Below are 19,848 nucleotides of genomic sequence, written 5' to 3'. Positions count from 1 at the left end.
GGGTGGCGTCGCGCAGCAGGACGCGGGTGAGGGCGCGGACGCGGGTGACGTCGAGGCCGAGCATGATCCGGGCGCGGGCGAGCATCTCCATGGCCAGCAGCGAGTTGCCGCCGAGCGCGAAGAAGTCGTCGGCGGGGCCGACGTCCTCGACGCCGAGCAGTTCGGCCCACAGCTGCCCGATGGCGTCCTCGACGGCTCCCCCGCCGCCCGCCGCCCCGGTGCCGCCCGCGTCGGCCCGTCCCGGGGTGCGCGGCTCGGCGTGCGGCAGCCGGCGGCGGTCGACCTTTCCGGCCGGGGTGAGCGGCATGCGGTCCAGCGCCACGAAGGCGGCCGGGAGCATGTACTCCGGCAGCCGTTCGGCCAGGTAGGCGCGGAGCCGGTCGCGGCGGGCCCCGGCACCGGCCGCGGCGTCGGCGTGGTCGGCGAGCGTGTAGTAGGCGGTGAGCGCGCGGCCCCCGTCGGGGGGGGCGGCCGCGGGGGGGGGCCCCGGCCGCCCGCGGGCGGGGGGGGGGGGGCGGGGCGGCCGCCCCCCCGGGCGGGGGCGCCGGGGCGGGCGCGCCCCGGCCCCGGGCGGGGGCGTGGGGGTGGTCGGGGTGCGTGTTGTGGGGGGTGCGCGCGCGGCCCCCCGGGGGGTCGCCGCCGTCGGCGGCGCCCCGGGCCTGCCGGACGTCGGGGTGGGCGGCGAGGGCCGCCTCGATCTCGGCGGGGTCGACGCGGTGGCCGAGCACCTTCACCTGGTCGTCGAAGCGGCCGAGGATCTCCAGCTGCCCGTCGGCCCGCCAGCGCCCGGCGTCGCCGGTGCGGTACATCCGCTCGCCGGGCACCGGCGCGTACGGGTCGGGGACGAAGGCCTCGGCGGTCGCCGCGGGGGCGCGCCAGTAGCCCCGGGCGAGGCCGGGCCCGCCGAGGTGGATCTCGCCCTTCTCGCCGGGCCTTACGGGGGACAGTCGGGCGTCCAGGACGTGCACCCGCACGCCGGGCAGCGGGCGGCCGATCGGCACCGGCGCGGCCGGGCCACCCGGGCCGCCGGCGTCCAGCAGGGCGGGGGTGACCTCGCAGAGCGTGGAGGTGACGGCGGCCTCGGTGACCCCGTAGGCGTTGACCAGCCGGACGCCGGGCAGCCGGTCCAGGCAGCTGCGGCAGTCGTCGGCGTGCACAACGTCCCCGCCGACGACGACCAGCCGCAGCCCCTCCGGGCCGGGCCCGCCGGGCGGGAGCAGCGTGAGCACGTGGTGCCAGTAGGCGGGGGTGAGGTCGGCGACGGCGAGGCCGAGTCCGCGCATCCGGTGGACGAGTTCGGTGGGCGCCCAGGTGCGGCCGCCGCCGAGGACGAGGGTGGCCCCGGCGAGCAGGGTCGCGAAGACCTGCTCCAGTGCGGTGTCGAAGCCGAGCGCGGCGAGTTGCAGCACGCGTTCGCCGGGGGCGAGGCCGTAGGCGTGGACGACCCGGTCGAGGGTGAACACCAGGGCGCGGTGGGTGACGGGGACGCCCTTGGGGGTGCCGGTGGTGCCGGAGGTGTAGATCAGGTAGGCGAGGTCGTCGGGCCCGGCACCGTCGGGCTCACCGGCGCCGTCGGGCCCGCCCGCACCGTCCACGCCGTCCACGCCGTCCACCGGCAGCGGCTCGACGCCCGGCAGCGCCCCGCCCTCGGTGACCGCCACCCGCGCCCCGCTGTCCTCGACCAGCCGGGCCAGGCGCCGCGCCGGGTACGCCGGGTCCAGCGGCAGCAGCGCCGCCCCCGCCTTCAGTACGCCGAGCCAGGCGACGACCAGGCCCGCGCCGCGTTCGAGGCAGACCGGCACCACCTCCTCGGGGCCGACCCCGCGGGCCCGCAGCGCCCGCGCCAGGCGGTCGCTGCGCCGGTCCAGCTCGCGGTAGCTCAGCGTGGCGTCGTCTGCGGCGACGGCGACCGCGTCCGGGTGCTGCGCGGCGCGGGAGCGCAGCAGTCCGTGCACGGTGCCGCCGCCGCCCGCGGCCCGCCCGCGGCCGCGCTCCCCGGGGGAGCCGAGCCCGGGGGAGCCGAGCCCGGGGAAGCCGAGCCCGGGCGGGCGCCATTCGCGGGCCACGTGGGCCCGGCAGTCGTCGCGGCCGGCCGGCCCGTACACCAGGTGCCAGCCGCCCGGCACGGTCAAGTCGCCGGGCCAGATCGCGTACTGACCGCTGTCGTTGCGAACCACGGCGTGACGCCCGGAGTTCACATCCGTTCGTACGCCCTGTGCGCTGTCTGCTGCGTCGTCCACCGGCTTGACCTCGTGCTGTGGCGGCAGTTTCCTGGGAGGTGCGACATTTCCGACTATACGCACTCAGGGCACAGGACGAACGTCCGATCGCAACCCGACCGGACGCGACGCTGCCGTGTGCCCGTCAGCCCGGGACGAGACGACCCCGCGACCGCCGAGACCCGTCCTCGCCCGAACTCCCCCGTCCCACCGGCCGGGTGGCGACGCGGAGGAGGTAGCCCCGTTGACACGTCGGCGACAACGCCTGATGGTCTGTTACCTGCTGTGGATGGTGCTGTTCACCGGCGTCTACTACATCAACCCCTCGCAGCGGATCATCTGGTGGACGGGCATCGGACTCGGCAGCAGCGCGGCCATCGTGGCCGGCGTCCGCCTCAACCGCCCCGCGCACGCGCTGTTCTGGTACGTGCTGGCGCTCGCCAACCTGAGCTTCACCGCGGGCGAGGTCGTCCAGGTCGTCCAGACCCAGTTCCTGCACCTCCACAACCCGTTCCCGTCCGTCGCCGACGGCTTCTACCTGGCCGAGTTCGTGCTGTACGCGGCCGGCGTGCTCGGCTTCATCCGCTGGCGCACGGCCCGTCAGGACCGCGCCGGCCTGCTCGACGCGCTGATCCTCACCATGGGCCTGGCGCTGCTCGCCTGGATCTACCTGATCCTCCCGTACGCCCGCAACCCCGACCTCTCCTGGTTCCAGAAGGCCGTCTCGATCGGCTACCCGCTCGGCGACGTGGTCGTCCTCGCCCTGCTGCTGCGACTGCTGACCCCGCGCGGCGGCACCAGCCGAGCGCTGCAACTGCTCACCGTCGGCACCGCCGGCATGCTGGTCTCGGACACCCTGTACGGGCTGATCCAGCTGCACGGCAACTGGCACATCGGCACCCCCGTCGACTTCGGCTGGGCCGCCTTCTACACCGCCTGGGGCGCGGCCGCGCTGCACCCGTCCATGGTCGAGCTGACCAGACCCGTCCCCACCCAGCAGCCCGACCTGAGCGCCGGCCGCCTCGCCCTGCTCACCCTGGCCTCGCTGATCGCCCCGGCGATCCTGATCATCGAGTCGCTGAACGGCAACACCAGCAACGCCGGCGTGATCGGCGCCTTCTCCGCCCTCCTGTACCTGCTGGTGCTGGCCCGGCTGGCGGTCGTCGTGGTCGCCCGCCGGCAGGCGATCGCCCGCGAGCGGGCCCTGCGCGAGGCCGGCGCCAGACTCACCGCGGCCGTCACCGTCGAGGAGGTCGCGGACGCCGTCCAGGCCACCGCCTCCACCCTGATGCCCACCGAGCCCGGGCACGTCGCCCTGCTCGCCGTCACCGAGGCCGGCGTCCTGCACGTGCGGCACGCCGAACGCGGCGCCGCCCAGCACCACCTCGGCCCCGTCACCGACTCCGACGAGGCGCTCGCCCTCGCCGCCTACCGGGAGACCCGGCTGCTGCCCGTCGAGGACATCGGCAGCGACCTCGCCGCCCGCCTCGACGGCATGCCCTCCGCCCTGCTGTGCCCGCTCACCCTCGACGAGCGCCCCTCCGGCGACCCGCTGATCGGCGCGCTCATCGTCACCGGCACCGCGCAGGAGCTCACCAGCCTGTGGAGCTCGCTGGAGATCCTGGCCGCGCAGGCCGCGCTGGCCGTCGAACGGGTCGTGCTGAGCCAGGAGGTCAACCGCCGCAACAGCGAGCTGTACTTCCGCACCCTGGTGCAGAACGCCAGCGACGTCATCCTGATCCTGGACGCCGACGACGGCGTCCGCTACGCCTCCTCCTCCGCCGAACGGGTCCTCGGCTACCCCAGCCTGGACGGCACCCTGCTCACCGAGCTCGTCCCGCCCGAGGACAGCCGGGCCGTCGGCAAGGCGCTGGCCCGGATGCGCGGCCCGGTGGACGCCGCCCCGGCACACGCCGCCCCGGCACACGCGCCGGAGCACTCGCCGCCACACGAACCGCTGCGCGAGCAGCCGCACTCGCCGCCGCGCGAACCGCTGCGCGAGCAGCCCCGTGAGCACTGGCGGCTGCTGCGGCAGGACCGGACCCCGATCGAGGCCGAGGTCCGCTTCAACGACCTGCGCGCCGACCCGACGGTCGGCGGCCTGGTGCTCACCCTGCGCGACGTGACCGAGCAGCGCCAGATGGAGCGCGAACTCACCCACCGGGCCTTCCACGACTCCCTCACCGGCCTCGCCAACCGGGTGCTGTTCCTGGACCGGGTCGGCCACGCGCTGTCCCGCGGCGAGCGCAGCGGCGCCGTCACCGGGGTGCTCTTCCTCGACCTCGACGACTTCAAGGTGGTCAACGACACCCAGGGGCACGCCGTCGGCGACGAACTGCTGATCGCCGTCTCGCTGCGGGTCTCCACCGCGCTGCGCAGCTCGGACACCGCCGCCCGGCTCGGCGGCGACGAGTTCGCCGTCCTGGTCGAGGACGCGCTGCGCCCGGCCGACGTGGACGCCATCGCGGACACCGTGCTGACGGTGTTCGCAGAACCGTTCAGGCTGAGCGCGGGCGCCGTCCGGGTGACGGCCAGCATCGGCGTCGCCACCACCGAGGACAGCGTGGACGCGGCCGAACTGCTCACCCACGCCGACCTCGCGCTCTACTCCGCCAAGGCGGCCGGCCGCCGCCAGTGGCGCCACTACCAGCCCGCCCTCCAGACCGGGCTGGTGGAGCGGCACGAGCTGAACGAGAACCTGGACGCGGCGATCGCCGAATCCTCCTTCCAGCTGTACTACCAGCCGATCGTCGACCTGCGCACCGGTGACCTGGTCGCCTTCGAGGCGCTCGTCCGCTGGCCGCACCAGCGGCGCGGCATGGTGCTGCCCGACGAGTTCATCGCCCTCGCCGAGGAGAGCGGCCAGATCGTCCCCCTCGGCGCCTGGGTCCTGGAACGCGCCGCCCAGGAGGCCGCCGCCTGGCACGCCGCCAGCTCCGCCGACCGCGCCGCCGCCGGCCTCCCCCCGCTGCGGGTCAACGTCAACGTCTCCGCCCGCCAGTTCCGCGACGCCGGCTTCGTCGACGTCGTCCGCGGCGCCCTGCGCAGCTCCGGCATCGACCCGCACACCCTCGTCCTCGAACTCACCGAATCCGTCCTGATGCGCCGCGACGACCGCGTCCACGCCGACATGGCCACCCTCGGCGACCTCGGCGTCGGCATCGCCATCGACGACTTCGGCACCGGCTACTCCTCGCTCTCCTACCTGCGCGAGTTCCCGATCTCCATCCTCAAGATCGACAAGTCCTTCATCGACGGCCTCGGCCTCTCCCCGCAGCAGTACGCCCTCGTCGAAGGCATCACCCGCATCGCCGACACCCTCGGCGTCCGGGTCATCGCCGAAGGCATCGAACACCCCGAACAGCGCGACCTCCTCGCCGCCATGGGCTGCCCGCTCGGCCAGGGCTACCTCTTCGCCCACCCCATGACCGCCCCGCAGGCCCGCGCCCTCGTCGGCGGCACCGCGCACGAACCGGCCTGACCCCCGGTCACAGGGCCGCGCCTCAGGTCCACGCCTCAGGCCCACGCCTCAGGCCCACGCCCAGCGGATGCCCGCGACCCCGGGCCCCAGCGCGGTCGCCACCACGTGCGCCAGGTGGTGGCTGTCCAGGGTGAGGTCGGCCAGGCTGTCGTCCGGACCCTCCGAGTCACTCGCCGTGAACCACTGGCACTGCACCGGGAGTTCGCCCGGATCGAAGCGCACCCGCAGGACGTAGTGGTCCGCCGGGAAGCGGAAGGCCGCACGGTAGCGGCAGCACTCGGCCGCGCTGTGCGGGCGCACCTCGAAGGAGAACACCTGGGTCTCGGAGCAGTGCAGCGAGCGGTCGAACAGCAGCTCCGCGAGCACCACCCGGGCCACCGGATCCCGGCGCACCCGGCCCAGCCGGCAGCTGTCCCCCGCCACGATCTCGACGGCCCCCTCGTCCACCCCCTCGTCGCAGTCGTAGATCAGCAGCGCCCGGTCGACCCCGTCCTGACGGGCCCGGACCGCCACCATCGAACTGAGCGCCGCCAGTTCACGACGCGGCCCGACCGTCACCGTCGCGTACTCGGTGACCACCTGGAGCTTCCCGGCCGCCGGGCTGTCCAGATCCGCGAGCAGCCCGCCCAGATCACCGGGGGTGCGCACCATCTGCGGGTACGGGCGGGGCCCGCCGCCGTCGCGGTCCGCCCCGCCGCGCGGCCGCGGCGCACCCAGCAGGGCGGTGAGCGCGTGCGCCGGCAGCCCGAGGATCTCCTCCAGCGCGGCCACCACCCGTAACGACTCCGGGCGCTCCGGCCGGCGCAGCCCGCGCTGCCAGTAGCTCAGGGTCGTGACGGCGATCCGCAGTCCGCGCTCGGCCAGCCGGCTGCGCAGCCGCTCCAGCGGCAGCCCGCGGGCCTCGATCGCGGTGCGCAGCGCGAGGCCGAAGGGCCCGCTCCGCAGCGCGGCCAGCACGGCGGCGCTCTCCGGGGCGGCACCGGGCGGCGGTTCCTGACGACTGGCCATCGGGGCTCCCGGGGCTACTGGCCCGGCCGGCGCGCGGCGGCGGGGCCGAGGGGACACGGCGGCGGTGCGGGGACGGCGGTGAGGGGGACGCGGTACGGGGGCGGGGGTGCGGGGACGCGGTACGGGGGGACGCGGCGCGCTGTGAAATTACCGGCTTACCCCGGCCGCGTCCATATCCGGGAGCCCCGCTCCCGGCCACCCGTCTGCGGCGCAGCACCTCCGCCGCACCGCCCCTCTTCACAGCCCCGTTCACAGCGCCGCCCGCTCCCCTCCGGGGGGTCTGGGAGCGGCCCGGCCTGCTGCCTACGCTTCCTAGCAACCCCGGTCCGGGCCCGCCGCGTCGGCCGCGCGGCAACCCCCACACAGCACACCCCCACACAAGGCACACCCCAGGGCGGCGCCGGGTGCACACGGAGCCGCCCGTGCCCCCGCACGAAGGAGTTCCCCCATGAGCGGACCCATCCGTGGGTCGTCCCTGCGCGCCGCACTGGCCGCGCTGTGCATGCTGGCCGCCGTCGTGACCACCGGCGCCGGCACCGCCGCGGCCTCCCCCCAGGCCGCCGCCGGCAGTTCCCAGACCTTCGCCGCCGGTTCCCGGCTCAACATCTCCATGCAGGCGCAGGAGCAGGACCAGTGGTGCTGGGCCGCCTCCGGCAACACCATCGCCACCTTCCTCGGCCACGGCACCGACCAGAACTCGTTCTGCGACCTCGCCTACGGCCAGGACACCTCGTACCAGTGCCCCAACCAGCCCGGCCAGCTCTCCTGGGTGCAGAACGCGCTCTCCGCACTCGGGGTGTCCCCCGGTCAGGAGACCGGCGCCCTGTCCTTCAACACCATCGTCAGCGAGATCAACGCGGGCCGGCCGATCGAGACCGGCATCTCCTGGCTGGCCGGCGGCGGGCACGCCCAGGTCATCTACGGCTACGACCAGAGCAACAAGTCCATCTACTGGGGCGACCCGTGGCCCAGCAGCAACCGCTACAACCTGGCGTCGTACAGCTACTACGCCGGCTACAACGGCCAGTTCAACTGGAACGACTCCCTGTACCGGATCGGGGCGTGACACGATGACGCACTTCCGCGCCCCGCGCGCCCTCGCCGCCATCGCCCTCGCCGGCAGCGGACTGCTCGCCGCCGCCCCCGCCCTCGCCGCCACCCCGGCCACGGCCGCCGGCGTCCCGTCCGCCCCGTCCGCGGCCGACGTCACCGCGGCCGCCGCGGCGGCGAAGGCCGCCCCCGTCGTGCAGACCCTCGGCGGGTTCTTCGCCCACGGCTCCGGCCAGGGCTCCTCCGACGCCCGCCAGGCGCAGGCCGCCGCCCCGGCCCGGGTGGTCGGCGACACCGTCCCCGTGTACTACCTCAACCCGGACTTCGTCGCGGCGGCCTCCGCCGGGGCGCCGGTCGCGAAGTTCGCGTTCATGGCGACCGAGGCCGACGCGGCCGACGGCCGCAAGGCCTCGGTGTGGACGGCCCCCGACCCGCACGACAGCAGGTCCTGGGCCGAGATCAACATAGCCTCCGGCAGCGACGAGACCGACCACGCCGCCGCCGCGGCAGCACTGGGCCGGGGCGCCGTCGCCTTCGAGGAACCGCAGATCCGGGCCTGGTACGCCCTGGTCGACGGCCAGGTACGGCCGCTCAACCCGGACGCGGTCCGGTCCGTGGGCGACGCGGGCATCACCCTCGCCCAGTACCAGCAGGTGGTCCACGACCGGTACGCCGACAAGCTGCCCGGCACCGACTACGCCAAGGCGCACCTGCTCGGCGGCTTCGACCGGGGAACGGCCCCCGTCGCGGCGCCGGCCGGCGACTCCACCCCGACCACCGCCCTGCTCACCGGGGCGGGCACCCTCCTCGCCGCCCTCGGACTCGGCACCGCCCTGCTGCGCCGCCGCCGGGCGGGCCGCAGCACCGCCTGACGGCACCGCCGCTCGGCTTCCACACTGCGAACGGCGCTGACGGCGGGGCACCTCCGGGTGTCCCGCCGTCAGCGGTTTTCGGCGGAAAGCCCGCACGGTAATTGACGGCACATCACTTCTTAATTCACGACCATCCGGGCCCCTTCGCGCACGCGATCGGGGGCCCTCTTCGCATCTCGGACACCTCGCCCACCTGGGGTGATGTCATCGAAATGACTCCATTTCTCACGACTCCTCAGCGTAAGCGATCTGTTACGCAATCGTCATCCTGATTGGTCACTGGGAGTCAGCTGAGAATGAGAGATTGTGCTTCGGCTTCAATCGAGCCATTCAAAACAATGCACATCTCTTGAGAGAGTCTTTGATGAAACGACGGTCTCGGGCCTCGTCCGCTTTTGCGGGCGGGGCCTTCTCTACGCGTCGGATGCGCCCCGTATCAGCGCTCCTGACGCTCGGCCTGCTGGTGCAGGCCGGTGTGGTGGTGGACGCGGTGACGGCCGCTCCGGCCTCCGCCGCACCCACCGCCCCCACGCCACCGACCGCTCCGGCCACCGAGGCTCCTGACGAGGCTTCGGCGCTCCTGTCGGCCCGACTGCAGAAGCGACGGATCGAGGTCACCAACGCCCGGACGGAGTTCACCACGCTGTGGGCGAACCCGGACGGCACGCTGACCTCCGACCGCTCCACCGGGCCGATCCGGATGAAGGTCGGCGAGGCCTGGGTGCCCGTCGACACCACGCTGGTGCAGACCCCGGACGGCAAGGTGGCGCCGAAGGCGCACCCGGGCGGGGTGGTCTTCGAGGGCGGCGACGCCGGGGTGACGGTCGGCGACAGCCTGCCGGGCGCCGCGATACCGACGGCCGCACCGAGCACTGCTCCGGCCACGACTCCGAGCGCCGCGGCCACCACTGCGCCGGCCACTGCGCCGGCGACGTCGCCCAGTGCGATACCGACGGCCCCCGCTTCCGCGTCCCCGTCGTCGTCCCCGTCGTCGTCTCCGTCCGCCTCGGCTTCGGCTTCGGCTTCGACCTCGGCTTCGGCTTCGGCTTCGGCCGAAGCGAACCGGGCCTCCCGCAGCGGCGCCCGCGCCGCCGCCCCGGCCACCCCGGCCGCCCCGGTCCCCGCCGAGCGCGAGCTGGTCAAGATCGGCTCCGGTGAGCAGCAGGTCAAGTTCGGCTGGCTGGGCAAGCTGCCCAAGCCCAAGCTGGAGGGCAACAAGGCCACCTACGTCAACGCCCGCCCCGGCGTCGACCTGGTCCTCGAAGCCACCAGGACCGGTTTCGAGCAGTTCCTGATCGTCAAGGACCGTGCCGCCGTCGCCCAGACCGGCACGGTGACGCTCCCGCTGGACACCACCGGGCTCACCGTCTCGCCGCAGCAGGACGGTTCGATCCAGCTGCTCGACAAGGCGACCGGCAAGGCGACGGTCAAGATCCCGACCCCCGTCATGTGGGACGCCGCGGTCGATCCTGCCTCGCAGGAGCACCTGAACCGCGGCGCGGTGACGATGGAGGTGCACGGCCAGGGCGCGGACACCGAGCTGGTGTTCACCCCGGACGCCGCCTTCCTCGCGGACCCGAAGACCCAGTTCCCGGTCACCATCGACCCGGTGGTGGACGTCGGCACGACCTTCGACACCTACGTCCAGACCAACGAGAACATCGACGCCTCCTCGTCGACGGACCTCAAGCTGGGCAGCTACGACGGCAAGGTCGTGGCCCGGTCGTTCCTGACCGTCCCGGGCGGGTCGTTCAACGGCAAACAGATCCTGGGCGCCACGCTCAACCTCGCCAACCATCACTCCTCGTCCTGCATCCCGAAGCAGTGGGAGGTCTGGAACGCGCCCGGCGCGGCCTGGTGGACCCGCTGGGGCAACCAGCCCGCGATGGAGCGCAAGTGGGCCACCTCGAACGACACGTACGACGTGGCGAACGACGGTGACACCCACGACTGCTACGCCTCCGACGGCACGTTCTGGGCCAAGGCCGACGTCACCGAGATGATCCGGTACTTCGCCGGGTTCGGTCACAACGAATACGGGTTCGCCCTCAAGGCGGCCGACGAGTCGAGCAACCTGTCCTGGAAGAAGTTCAGCTCCGCCGAGGGCTACTGGCCTCCGTTCCTCTCGATCACCTACAACACCGTCCCGGCCACCCCGGCGACGGTGGAGGTGCAGCCCTCGCAGCAGGGCAACCCCCGCTACACCTCGGACGCGAACCCGCGCTTCCAGGTGCAGGCGGCCGACCCCGACGGCGACCCGCTGAAGGTCTACCTGGACCTGTGGCGCGGCGGCACGTTCATCGGCAGCATCGTCCGGGACACCCCGAACGGCGCGATCGCGACCGTCCGCCCCTCCGACTACGGCATCGCCAAGCTCGACGAGGGCGTGCAGTACACGATCTGGGCCATGCTCGACGACGGCAAGTCCCGCTCCGGCTGGGTCGGCACCAACGTCATCGCCGACACCGTCAAGCCCGGTACGCCGTTCGTGAGTTCGGCGGACTACCCGGCGGACGGGCTCTGGCACGGCACCGCCAACCAGGCCGGGTCGTTCACCTTCTCCCCCGCCCCGGGCACCGACGACACCGCCGCCTACGTCTACACCCTGGACGGCGGCACCCCGGTGACGGTGGCCGCGACCGGCGCGCTGACCACGTCGATCACGCCGACCACCGAGGGCCGGCGCGTGCTCAGCGTGCAGTCCAAGGACCGCGCGGGCAACCTGTCCCCGCCCGCGACGTACACCTTCCAGGTCGGCCAGGCGGGCATGAGCTCGCCGGTCAACGGCACCCAGTCCGCGAAGCGCGTCAAGCTCGCGGTCGACGCGCAGGCGCAGTTCCAGCGCGTCGTCTACCAGTACCGCCGTGGCCCCGGCGCCGCGGAGTACAACGTCCCGCGCACCAACCTGACCAAGGCGGACAACACCGCGGTCACCGAGGACAAGCCGCGGCTCGCGGACCTCGGCCCGCACGCCAACTGGAGCGTCCTCGACACGCTCGGCCAGGTCGGCGGCGTCGTCCAGGTCCGCGCCCTCCTCTTCCCCGAGGACGGCTCCGGCAACGGCTACGCCACCGTCTGGAACACCATCACGGTCGACCGCAACGCCGACGGCGCGACCGGCGCCAACATCGGCCCCGGCTCGGTCAACCTGCTCACCGGCGACTACTCGACCGACGTCACCGACGCCGACGAGCGCGGTCTGTCGGTCAAGCGCACTGCCTCCTCACGTGACCTCGGCCGCGGCTGGCAGCCCCAGGGCGAGCGTCTGACGCTCAACCAGCGCCAGGTCGGCACCGACCTGACCGGCTTCACCGCCGGACAGGCGACGCTGTCCCGCTCCACGGTCCGCGGCCACGACAACTCGCCCGACTCGCTCCTGGTCGTCCCGGCCGGCTCCGGCTGGGACTCCTTCGCCGCGCTCGGCCCCGAGTACACGCTCGGCCAGGGCATGCAGCCCGGCAAGACCTACCGGCTCACCAGCTGGATCTACGTCCCCGGCGCGACCGGCCTGGACAACCCGCTGGCCAACCGCGGCCTGCGGATGGTCGGCGTCTACCGCACCCCGGCCGGCTACGGCGAGACCGCCTCTCCGAAGGCGTCGTTCACCGACGGCTGGCAGCAGCTGACGCTGGACCTGACGGTGCCCAAGGACGCCACCGAGGCCTGGTTCCGCCTCTACAACGGCAACACCGCCGGCAGCGGCAAGGAGGTCTTCTTCGACGACCTGTCGCTGAAGGAGATCGTCGCCCCGTTCGGCCCGCAGTGGGCCGGCGGCCCGGACGCGGGCACCGGCTCGGACTACCGGGCGCTGTCCTTCCCGCAGTCGGACCTGGTCGAGATCAAGGACAACGACGACACCTCGCTGACCTTCGCCAAGGGCACGGACGGAACGTTCTTCCCCGAGCCGGGCGCCGAGTCGCTGTCGCTCAAGGCCGTTCCGGCCAAGTCCGGTGCGATCGTCCTGTCGACCAGCGGCCAGTGCCTGGAGGTCCCGAACGGCGCGGCCGGCAACGGCGCCCGGCTGCAGCCCGCTCCGTGCACGGGCGCGTCGAACCAGCAGTGGACCCGCGGCGACGACCTGACCCTGCGCCTGCTCGGCTACTGCCTGGACAACCCCTGGGGCCAGACCGGCAACGCCACCCCGCTCACGCTGTGGGGCTGCAACGGCGGCGACAACCAGCAGTGGGAGGTGCGCACCAACGGCACGGTCATGAACCGCCACTCGGGCCAGTGCCTGGACGCCGACAAGGGCGCCTCGATCTGGGTCTGCTGGGCCGGCCCCAACCAGGTCTGGGACATCCAGACCGCCGGCACCGCCTACGAGCTGAGCGAGCTGGACGGCTCGAAGACCGTCTTCGCCCGCCAGGCCGGTTCGAACATCTACCAGGTGGTCAGCGAGACGGGGCCCGACGCGGCCTCGACCACCCGCTACCAGTACGACACCACCGATGGCCGCTCGCTCGTCAAGCGCATCGTCCCGGCCGTCGAGCCGGGCATCGACGACGTCAACGGCTGCACCGTCGACCCGCTGCCGCGCGGCTGCGAGGTGATGGAGTACGACTACGCCAAGGTGACCACCGCCACGGCCGCGACCCCGGGTGACTACCTGGACCGCGTCCGCGGCGTGAAGGTCTGGACGTGGAACCCGGCCACCTCCAAGCAGGAGGCCGTCGAGGTCGCGCACTACGCGTACGACGACCGCGGCCGCCTCACCCAGGTCTGGGACCCGCGCCTGGCCACCCCGCTGAAGACCTCCTATGGCTACGACGACGCCGGCCGGGTCACCCGGATCGGCAGCGCCGGTGAGCTGCCGTGGAACTTCGACTACGGCAAGGCGGCGGCCGACCAGGACCCTGGCCGTCTCCTCAAGGTCCGTCGCGGCATGCTCGCGCCGGGCAGCAAGGACCAGGTCACCGGCGAGGCCGCATCCAGCGTCGTCTACGACGTGCCGCTGACCCGCGGCGCCGGCGGTCCGTACGACCTGGCGGGTGCGGACGTGGCCAAGTGGGCGCAGACCGATGCGCCGACCGACGCCACCGCCGTGTTCGGCCCCGAGGACGACCCGGGCACCAACACCGCCTCGGCCGCCAAGCCGGGCCCGGACGCCTACAAGTCGGCCTCCATCCACTACCTCAACGCCTCCGGCAATGTGGTCAACACCGCAATCCCGTCCGTCACCCCCGGTGGTGACATCGACACCAAGGAGTACGACCGCTACGGCCACGTCGTGCGCGGTCTGGGGGCGGCCAACCGCTCGATCGCGCTGGGCACGTACCCGGATGCGGACAAGTTCGCCGCCGAGCTGAACCTCCCGGCGGACTCCGCCTCCCGCGCGCGTCTGCTCGACTCACGTACCACGTACTCCGCCGACGGCCTGGACGTGACGGAGACGCTCGGTCCGGTCTACCGTGCCTCGCTCGCCGAGCAGGTCAACGGGCAGACCAACCCGGCCGTCGTCACGGCCGAGGCCGAGAAGCTGCCGCAGCTCGGGACCAACGCCAAGGTCCAGATCGACAACGACTGCTGCGGCGTCACCTGGTCCGGCGGTGCCCAGCTGGGCATCCGCGGCACGGCGGCGGGCGCGTTCGACGCGATGCGCGTCACCGTTCCCGAGGAGGGCGAGTACGTCCTCTCCGGCCAGCTGACGAAGAACAGCGACCACGGCGTCATCCAGTGGGCGATCGACGGCAAGGACGTCGGCCAGCGGATCGACACCTACAGCGCCAGCGGCGCAGTGGCCCCGTACACCACCGGCGCACCCGTGAAGCTCACGCGCGGCGACCACGAGCTGAAGCTCACCGTGGTCGACACCAACGCGGCCAGCGGCGGCGAGCGGTTCCACACCGGCATCGACACCGTCACCCTCACCAAGGCGACCGTCAACCCGACGCTCGCCGCCGGGACCCCGGTCGTCGCGCGGGACCACAACACCAACACCTACGACGAAGGGAAGCCCGACGGCCAGACCTACCACCTGGTCACCACCGCGACCGACGGCGCCCGCATCGACGGCTACGCCGACGACGTCGAACTGCGCGTCACCAAGACCGGCTACGACACGCCGATCGGCGGCACCTCCGGTTGGACGCTGAAGGCGGCCACCTCGGTGACCACCGACGCACTCGGCGCCAAGCTGACCGCCTACGTCAAGCTCGACGCCTCCGGGCGGGCGCTGGAGTCCCGCAAGCCGGGCTCCACCGGCAATGACGCCGGGACGGTCAAGTCGGTGTTCTACACCGCCGGAACCAACCCGGACGACGCCGCGTGCGCCAACCGCCCGGAGTGGGCGGGCCTGCCCTGCGTCACCATGCCGGGCGGCGCCGTCACCGGGGCGGACGCCTCGCGGATGTCCACCACGCTGCCGGTGAAGCGGGTCACCCGCTACTCCGCGTTCAACGAGCCGGAGGAGACGACCGAGACCAACGCGGGCAAGTCCCGCAAGACCGTCACCGTCTACGACGCCCTGGACCGGATCGTCTCGACCGAGATCACCTCGGACGAGGGCAAGCCGCTGCCGAAGGTCACCACCGAGTACGACCCGGCCACCGGTGACATCGTCAAGACGACCGCCGGCGGCAAGTCGCTCACCCGCGTCCTGGACGCGCTCGGCCGTCTGATCTCCTACACGGACGCCGACGGTGCCACCACCACCACCGAGTTCGACCGGTTCGGCAAGCCGGCGAAGGTGAGTGACCAAACCGGGTCCACCACCTACGCCTACGACCGGGCGAAGGAGCCGCGCGGGCTGGTCACCTCCGTGACCGACAGCGTGGCGGGCGAGTTCACCGCCAAGTACGGTCCGGACGGCCAACTGGTCGAGCAGACCTACCCCGGCGGGATCGTCCGCAAGGACACCTTCAACGCCGTCGGTGAGGCCACCGGCCGCACCTACACCCGCACCTCGGACAACACGGTGGTCTGGGCCCAGACCACCGACATGTCCACCCAGGGCCAGGTCGCCAAGGACACCAGCTCCACCGCCACCCGCTCCTACCAGTACGACCGGCTCGGCCGGCTGGTGAAGGCCGAGCAGACCACGGTCGCGGCCGGCTGCGTCACCCGCCAGTACGCCTTCGACGCCCACTCCAACCGCCTGTCCAAGCAGACCTCCCCGCGCGGGGCGGCCGGCGAGTGCAGCACGGCCGGGGCCACGGCGGAGAACCACACCTACGACAGCGCCGACCGGCTCACCGACGCCGGCTTCGTCTACGACGCCTTCGGGCGCACCGTGAAGACGGCCACCGGCGCGACCAACACCTACTGGGCGAACGACCGCGTCGCCGCCCAGGAGAAGGGGGACACCAAGCAGGAGTGGGCCGTCGACGCCGCCCACCGCCTGACCGCGTTCACCACCAGCAAGAAGCAGGCCGACGGCACCTGGGCCAACGCCACGTCGAAGCTGAACCACTACAGCGACGACTCCGACGAGGTCCGCTGGACCGTCGAGGACACCGCCCAGGGCACCCTGACCCGCAACGTCTCGGGCCCGGACGCCGATCTGACGGCCACCACCAGCAAGACCGGCGACGTCCAGCTCCAGCTGACCAACCTGTTCGGCTCGGTGGTCGTCACCACCGACACCGCGCTGACCAAGCCGGTGGTGCTGGACTTCGACGAGTTCGGCATCCCGCAGGACGGCCAGGCCAACGTCCGCTACGGCTGGCTCGGCGGCAAGCAGCGCTCCGCAGAAGCCCAGGACGGCGACATCCTCATGGGTGCCCGCCTCTACAGCCCGGCCCTGGGCCGCTTCCTCCAGATCGACCCGGTCCCCGGAGGCAACGCCAGCCCGTACGACTACTGCACCGGCGACCCGGTCAACTGCACCGACCTCGACGGCAACTGGGGCATGCCCAAGTGGCTGAAGAAGACGGTCGAGGTCGTCGCCAAGGTCGCCGAGGTCGCCGCCTACATCCCCGGCCCCATCGGCGCGGTGGCAGCAGCCGTTTCCTCGGTCTCCTACGCAGTGGCCGGGGACACGGCGAAGGCCGCCGAGATGGCGGTGGTCGCGGTGGCTCAGGTCGTCGGCGGTGGAGCCGTTGCCAAGGCCACCATCACAGCGGTGAAGGCCGTACGGGTTGCGGCCCGGGTGGATCGGATAGCGACCAAGGCCAAGGTGGTCTACCGATATGCGCGGATCCAGAACACGGAGGCCAAGGCCCGCTACGCCAGCAAGTTGGCCGACAAGTACAATGGCGGCAAGAGCCGGGTGATCGTCGAGGGCCGGAAGACGAAGTGGTACTACGACCTTCGTGGGAAGACCCACACCAACAAACTCGGTGGCGGGAAGACCGAGAAGGTCCCGACCCCGCACAAGGTACCGAGCTACCGCGAGCCCCGGGCACCGAGCGGCTGGGGTCCGCTCCAGCGGAACAACACCCAGCGCATGACCTGGCGTGACATCGGACGGGCCCAGTTCCATCTGATGAAGCCGAAGAAGAAGGGAATCAAGTGAAGGCCCGATTCAGCGGTCTGGAGGCATGGGAGGCCCCGGGCGACTACGTCGAGCTCGACGTGCCGGGCGGCTTCATCGACCTCCACAACGACTGCGAGCTTCTCGGCGTCGCCCTGGTGGGCTACCCCAAGGCGACGGTGAGCCTGGAGTTCAGGCACCCGACCCGCGGTCGCTTCGCGCTGGAGTTCCACGACGCCGGCGAACTGGTCATGCAGCAGACCGCGGTGAGCTCGGACGGCTGGCAGGGTGACCCTCCGGAGGAACCGGACGGGATCGACACTGTCACGTACTACGAGTACGGGGCCGACCTGCCACCGGTGTTCGAGATCGTCGCCTCCACGCTCCGGCTGAAGTTCCGGGCCTGGGAGGTGGCGCTGCGGCCGCTCGCGGCGTAGCACCGAACTGAGGGAGCCCCCCGGCCCCCGCGATCGGCCGAGAGCCGGTCGCGGGGGCCGTTCCACGTTCTGCCGTGGCCGGTCACCGTGCCACTGGACGCGCCTGGTAGAGCGGGAATCGACCTGCAGAGTGGAGGCAGTTGGATGGGACAGGAAGGACTACCCCCGGGGTACTCGGTGGAGGATCTCGTGGCGGCGGCCCAGCGGTCCGGGCGGTTCGCCGGGATCGAGGCGGTCGAGGTCGCGGCCGAGCCGAGGCTGGTCGACCTCCATCTGGAGGCCCTGTCCGGGCACGAGTATCTGGTGATGTTGAGGGAAGACCTCGGCGAAGCCAGAGTTCTCTACGAGGACTACGTGTTCGACGGCGTCCCCGCCCATCGGGTCCTGGATTTCGTGGACCTGGTGACACGGGGTGAGGTCGACCTCTCGCCCACGCGGTTCGGGCGGCAACTGGTCCTGCGGGTGTCCCTGCCCGAAGGGACCTGGGTCGATCGGCGCCGATTCGCCGACGATCTCTCGGATTGGGAGAAGAGCGTCATCGAACGTCGCTGACGGTGGGAGCGGACATGCACCAGCCGCAGGGGCCCTGCCCGTCCTGAGCCCCTCACGACTCCACGTTCAGCGCCCGGGAGAGGGCGGTGAGGAGGGGGAGGGTGGGGGCGGCGTGGCCGGCTTCGATGGCGCGGATCTGAGCGTCGGTGAGGTCGGCGCGCTTGGCGAGGTCCGCGATGGAGAGGCCGAGGGCGGTGCGGCGCTCGCGGACGGCACGGGCGAGGGCGCCGGCCGGGTCGCCGTCCGGGTGGGCGGGGAAGTCCTCGATCAGTGGGCGCGCGCGGTTCACCGGACCTCCTCATTGCCGGGCGGGGGCGCACAGCCTGACACGTGATCACGGCGGGAAGTGCGAAGCGGCGGTCAAGGATTCTTGACCGCCGCTTTGTCGTCCGGCTACTTGACTCGCTACTTGACGGGGTGCGGGTGGCCGAGGTGCGGGAAGACGGGGAGGACGTCGGTGTGCGGGGGGATGTGGTCGCTGGTGATCTTGCCGCCGGAGACCATGGTGAGGCGGGCCGAGGTCACGTCGTCGACGAGGGTGCGACCGTTGGGGTAGGCGGCGGGGCGGGAGCGGTCGTAGCGGAGGATGTCCGGGAGGACGAGCTTGAGGGTCTCGGTGGCGGCCTCGGTGGTGTAGTCCCCGGTGTGCTGGAGGACGGCCGTCCAGGCCTCGCGGTAGGTGTCCCAGTCGTCGGCCGGCTCGCCCGCGTTGTACGCGTCCTTCACCTCCTCCTTGTTGAAGTAGGCGGTGAGGGAGGGGTGCGCGCCACGGTCGACGGAGACGAGCCGGCCGTCCTGGCGGAGGCTGACCCGGGCCCAGACGCCGATCGTCGGGTCGGGGCCGAGGTCGGTGTCGGGGACTTCGAGGGCGATGCCGAAGACGTTGGCATCGGCCATGGCGTCCTTGCCGGTCCAGGTGAAGTCGTTGACGATCCCTTCGAGGTCGGCGAAGAAGGGATCGCTGCGCAGGCCGACGGAGAGCTTGCGGCCGTTCGCCTCGATGACCTCGGGCGCGTCCCCGAAGGCGACCGGGGCTTCGGAGAACAGGACGTCCCCGGTGGGCTCGTGCTTCTGCGCGGCGGCGCCGGTCGCCCGGTGGACGGTGACGGTCTGGGCGCCGGTGTGGGTGGGGGCGGAGAAGGTGAAGGAGTAGGCGACGTCGGCGCGGTGGTCGCCGTCGGTGTCGATGTTGATGCGGTACACGGCGTCGGGGTGGAACTCGGCCGCCTGGGTGGGGGCGTAGGGGTTCGCGTTCATGATCAGGACGGTCCGGCCGGGCGCATCGGCGGCCGGGAAGGCGAACACGTCGGTCAGGTCGAGCCGCGAGTCGCCTCGGGGCGAGCGGAGGTTGGGGCCGCTGAGGTGATGGGACATGGGACCGTTGGTAGCAGCCCCCACCCGACACCGGCCCGACGACACCCGCATTCCACCCGCCCGTCCGCCGATTGGCCGTCATCTCCCGACGGAACGCCGACGCCGAATCAGACCTCGGCGGCTGCGGCGAACGCCACGAACGCCTGCCACGCGGTCGGCTCGAACGCCAACTGCGGGCCGCCCTTGTCCTTGGAGTCACGCACGTGGACGACGCCGGGCGTCTCGGCGACCTCGACGCACTGAGCTTCCTCGTTCGTGCTGTAGCTGCTCTTGAACCACGCCAGCTCGCTACTCACTGCTCCCCCAAAACGTCGGACAGCGCCAACAGTTCGACGGTACGCCGACGGGGGGGCGCGCGGGCGCCGCGCGGCCGCGGGGGGGGTGGGTGTTCTTACACGCCGGGCGGCCGGCGTAGGGCCCCCCGCCCGGCACCCCGGGGGGCCGA

General features: G+C 72.5%; 11 protein-coding genes and 2 pseudogenes. 6 read left to right on the top strand and 7 right to left on the bottom strand.

What is annotated here, in order from left to right:
- From ACFV61_RS26110 to ACFV61_RS26100, 3 genes and pseudogenes are all read right to left on the bottom strand, one after another.
- Positions 1–307: phosphopantetheine-binding protein (locus ACFV61_RS26110; protein ID WP_380494205.1), on the bottom strand; the 307-nt coding region annotated here is incomplete at its 3' end.
- Between the two features lie 36 nt (positions 308–343).
- Positions 344–400, bottom strand: a pseudogene (locus ACFV61_RS26105) (hypothetical protein); the annotation flags it as partial.
- A 316-nt stretch (positions 401–716) separates the two neighbouring features.
- Positions 717–2,177, bottom strand: a pseudogene (locus tag ACFV61_RS26100) (amino acid adenylation domain-containing protein); the annotation flags it as partial.
- Positions 2,178–2,463: 286 nt separating this feature from the next.
- Between ACFV61_RS26100 and ACFV61_RS26095 the strand changes: the two are divergent.
- Positions 2,464–5,700 carry an EAL domain-containing protein gene (locus ACFV61_RS26095; protein WP_380494203.1) on the top strand — a complete coding sequence of 1,079 codons (3,237 nt, stop codon included), beginning with the start codon at positions 2,464–2,466 and terminating at the stop codon, positions 5,698–5,700.
- 48 nt (positions 5,701–5,748) lie between these two features.
- Here the strand turns inward: ACFV61_RS26095 and ACFV61_RS26090 are convergent, their stop codons facing one another.
- On the bottom strand, positions 5,749–6,708 hold the full coding sequence (locus tag ACFV61_RS26090; RefSeq protein WP_380368791.1) for a helix-turn-helix domain-containing protein: 960 nt from the start codon (positions 6,706–6,708) through the stop codon (positions 5,749–5,751).
- Between the two features lie 448 nt (positions 6,709–7,156).
- Between ACFV61_RS26090 and ACFV61_RS26085 the strand changes: the two genes are divergently transcribed.
- From ACFV61_RS26085 to ACFV61_RS26065, 5 genes are all read left to right on the top strand, one after another.
- Positions 7,157–7,774 (top strand): papain-like cysteine protease family protein, encoded by a 618-nt coding sequence (locus tag ACFV61_RS26085; protein WP_380494201.1) that lies wholly within the window; start codon positions 7,157–7,159, stop codon positions 7,772–7,774.
- A gap of 4 nt (positions 7,775–7,778) precedes the next feature.
- The gene (locus tag ACFV61_RS26080) at positions 7,779–8,630 is read left to right on the top strand and encodes a hypothetical protein (RefSeq protein WP_380494200.1); all 852 of its coding nucleotides are present in this window, start codon (positions 7,779–7,781) and stop codon (positions 8,628–8,630) included.
- A 424-nt stretch (positions 8,631–9,054) separates the two neighbouring features.
- Positions 9,055–17,082 carry a ricin-type beta-trefoil lectin domain protein gene (locus ACFV61_RS26075; protein WP_380494198.1) on the top strand — a complete coding sequence of 2,676 codons (8,028 nt, stop codon included), beginning with the start codon at positions 9,055–9,057 and terminating at the stop codon, positions 17,080–17,082.
- On the top strand, positions 17,079–17,477 hold the full coding sequence (locus ACFV61_RS26070) for a hypothetical protein (RefSeq protein ID WP_380494196.1): 399 nt from the start codon (positions 17,079–17,081) through the stop codon (positions 17,475–17,477). Before ACFV61_RS26075 ends, ACFV61_RS26070 begins: the two co-directional genes overlap by 4 nt.
- A gap of 144 nt (positions 17,478–17,621) precedes the next feature.
- Complete coding sequence (locus ACFV61_RS26065) at positions 17,622–18,029, top strand: hypothetical protein (protein WP_380494193.1); 408 nt, start codon at positions 17,622–17,624, stop codon at positions 18,027–18,029.
- 52 nt (positions 18,030–18,081) lie between these two features.
- Here ACFV61_RS26065 and ACFV61_RS26060 read toward each other — a convergent pair whose 3' ends face one another.
- From ACFV61_RS26060 to ACFV61_RS26050, 3 genes are all read right to left on the bottom strand, one after another.
- Complete coding sequence (locus ACFV61_RS26060; protein WP_380368776.1) at positions 18,082–18,318, bottom strand: helix-turn-helix transcriptional regulator; 237 nt, start codon at positions 18,316–18,318, stop codon at positions 18,082–18,084.
- Between the two features lie 116 nt (positions 18,319–18,434).
- Positions 18,435–19,403: a DUF4331 family protein gene (locus tag ACFV61_RS26055; RefSeq protein ID WP_380494190.1), complete on the bottom strand. Its 969-nt coding sequence runs from the start codon at positions 19,401–19,403 to the stop codon at positions 18,435–18,437.
- Between the two features lie 107 nt (positions 19,404–19,510).
- A complete protein-coding gene (locus ACFV61_RS26050) occupies positions 19,511–19,699 on the bottom strand; it encodes a DUF397 domain-containing protein (RefSeq protein ID WP_380494188.1) in 189 nt (62 codons plus the stop codon).
- Between the last annotated feature and the right edge of the window lie 149 nt (positions 19,700–19,848).

Source organism: Kitasatospora sp. NPDC059817, assembly GCF_042731835.1.
In the GTDB taxonomy this organism is placed as follows: domain Bacteria; phylum Actinomycetota; class Actinomycetes; order Streptomycetales; family Streptomycetaceae; genus Kitasatospora.
The sequence above is the reverse complement of the archived record's forward strand: the minus strand, read 5'-3'. Positions and strand labels throughout refer to the sequence as shown.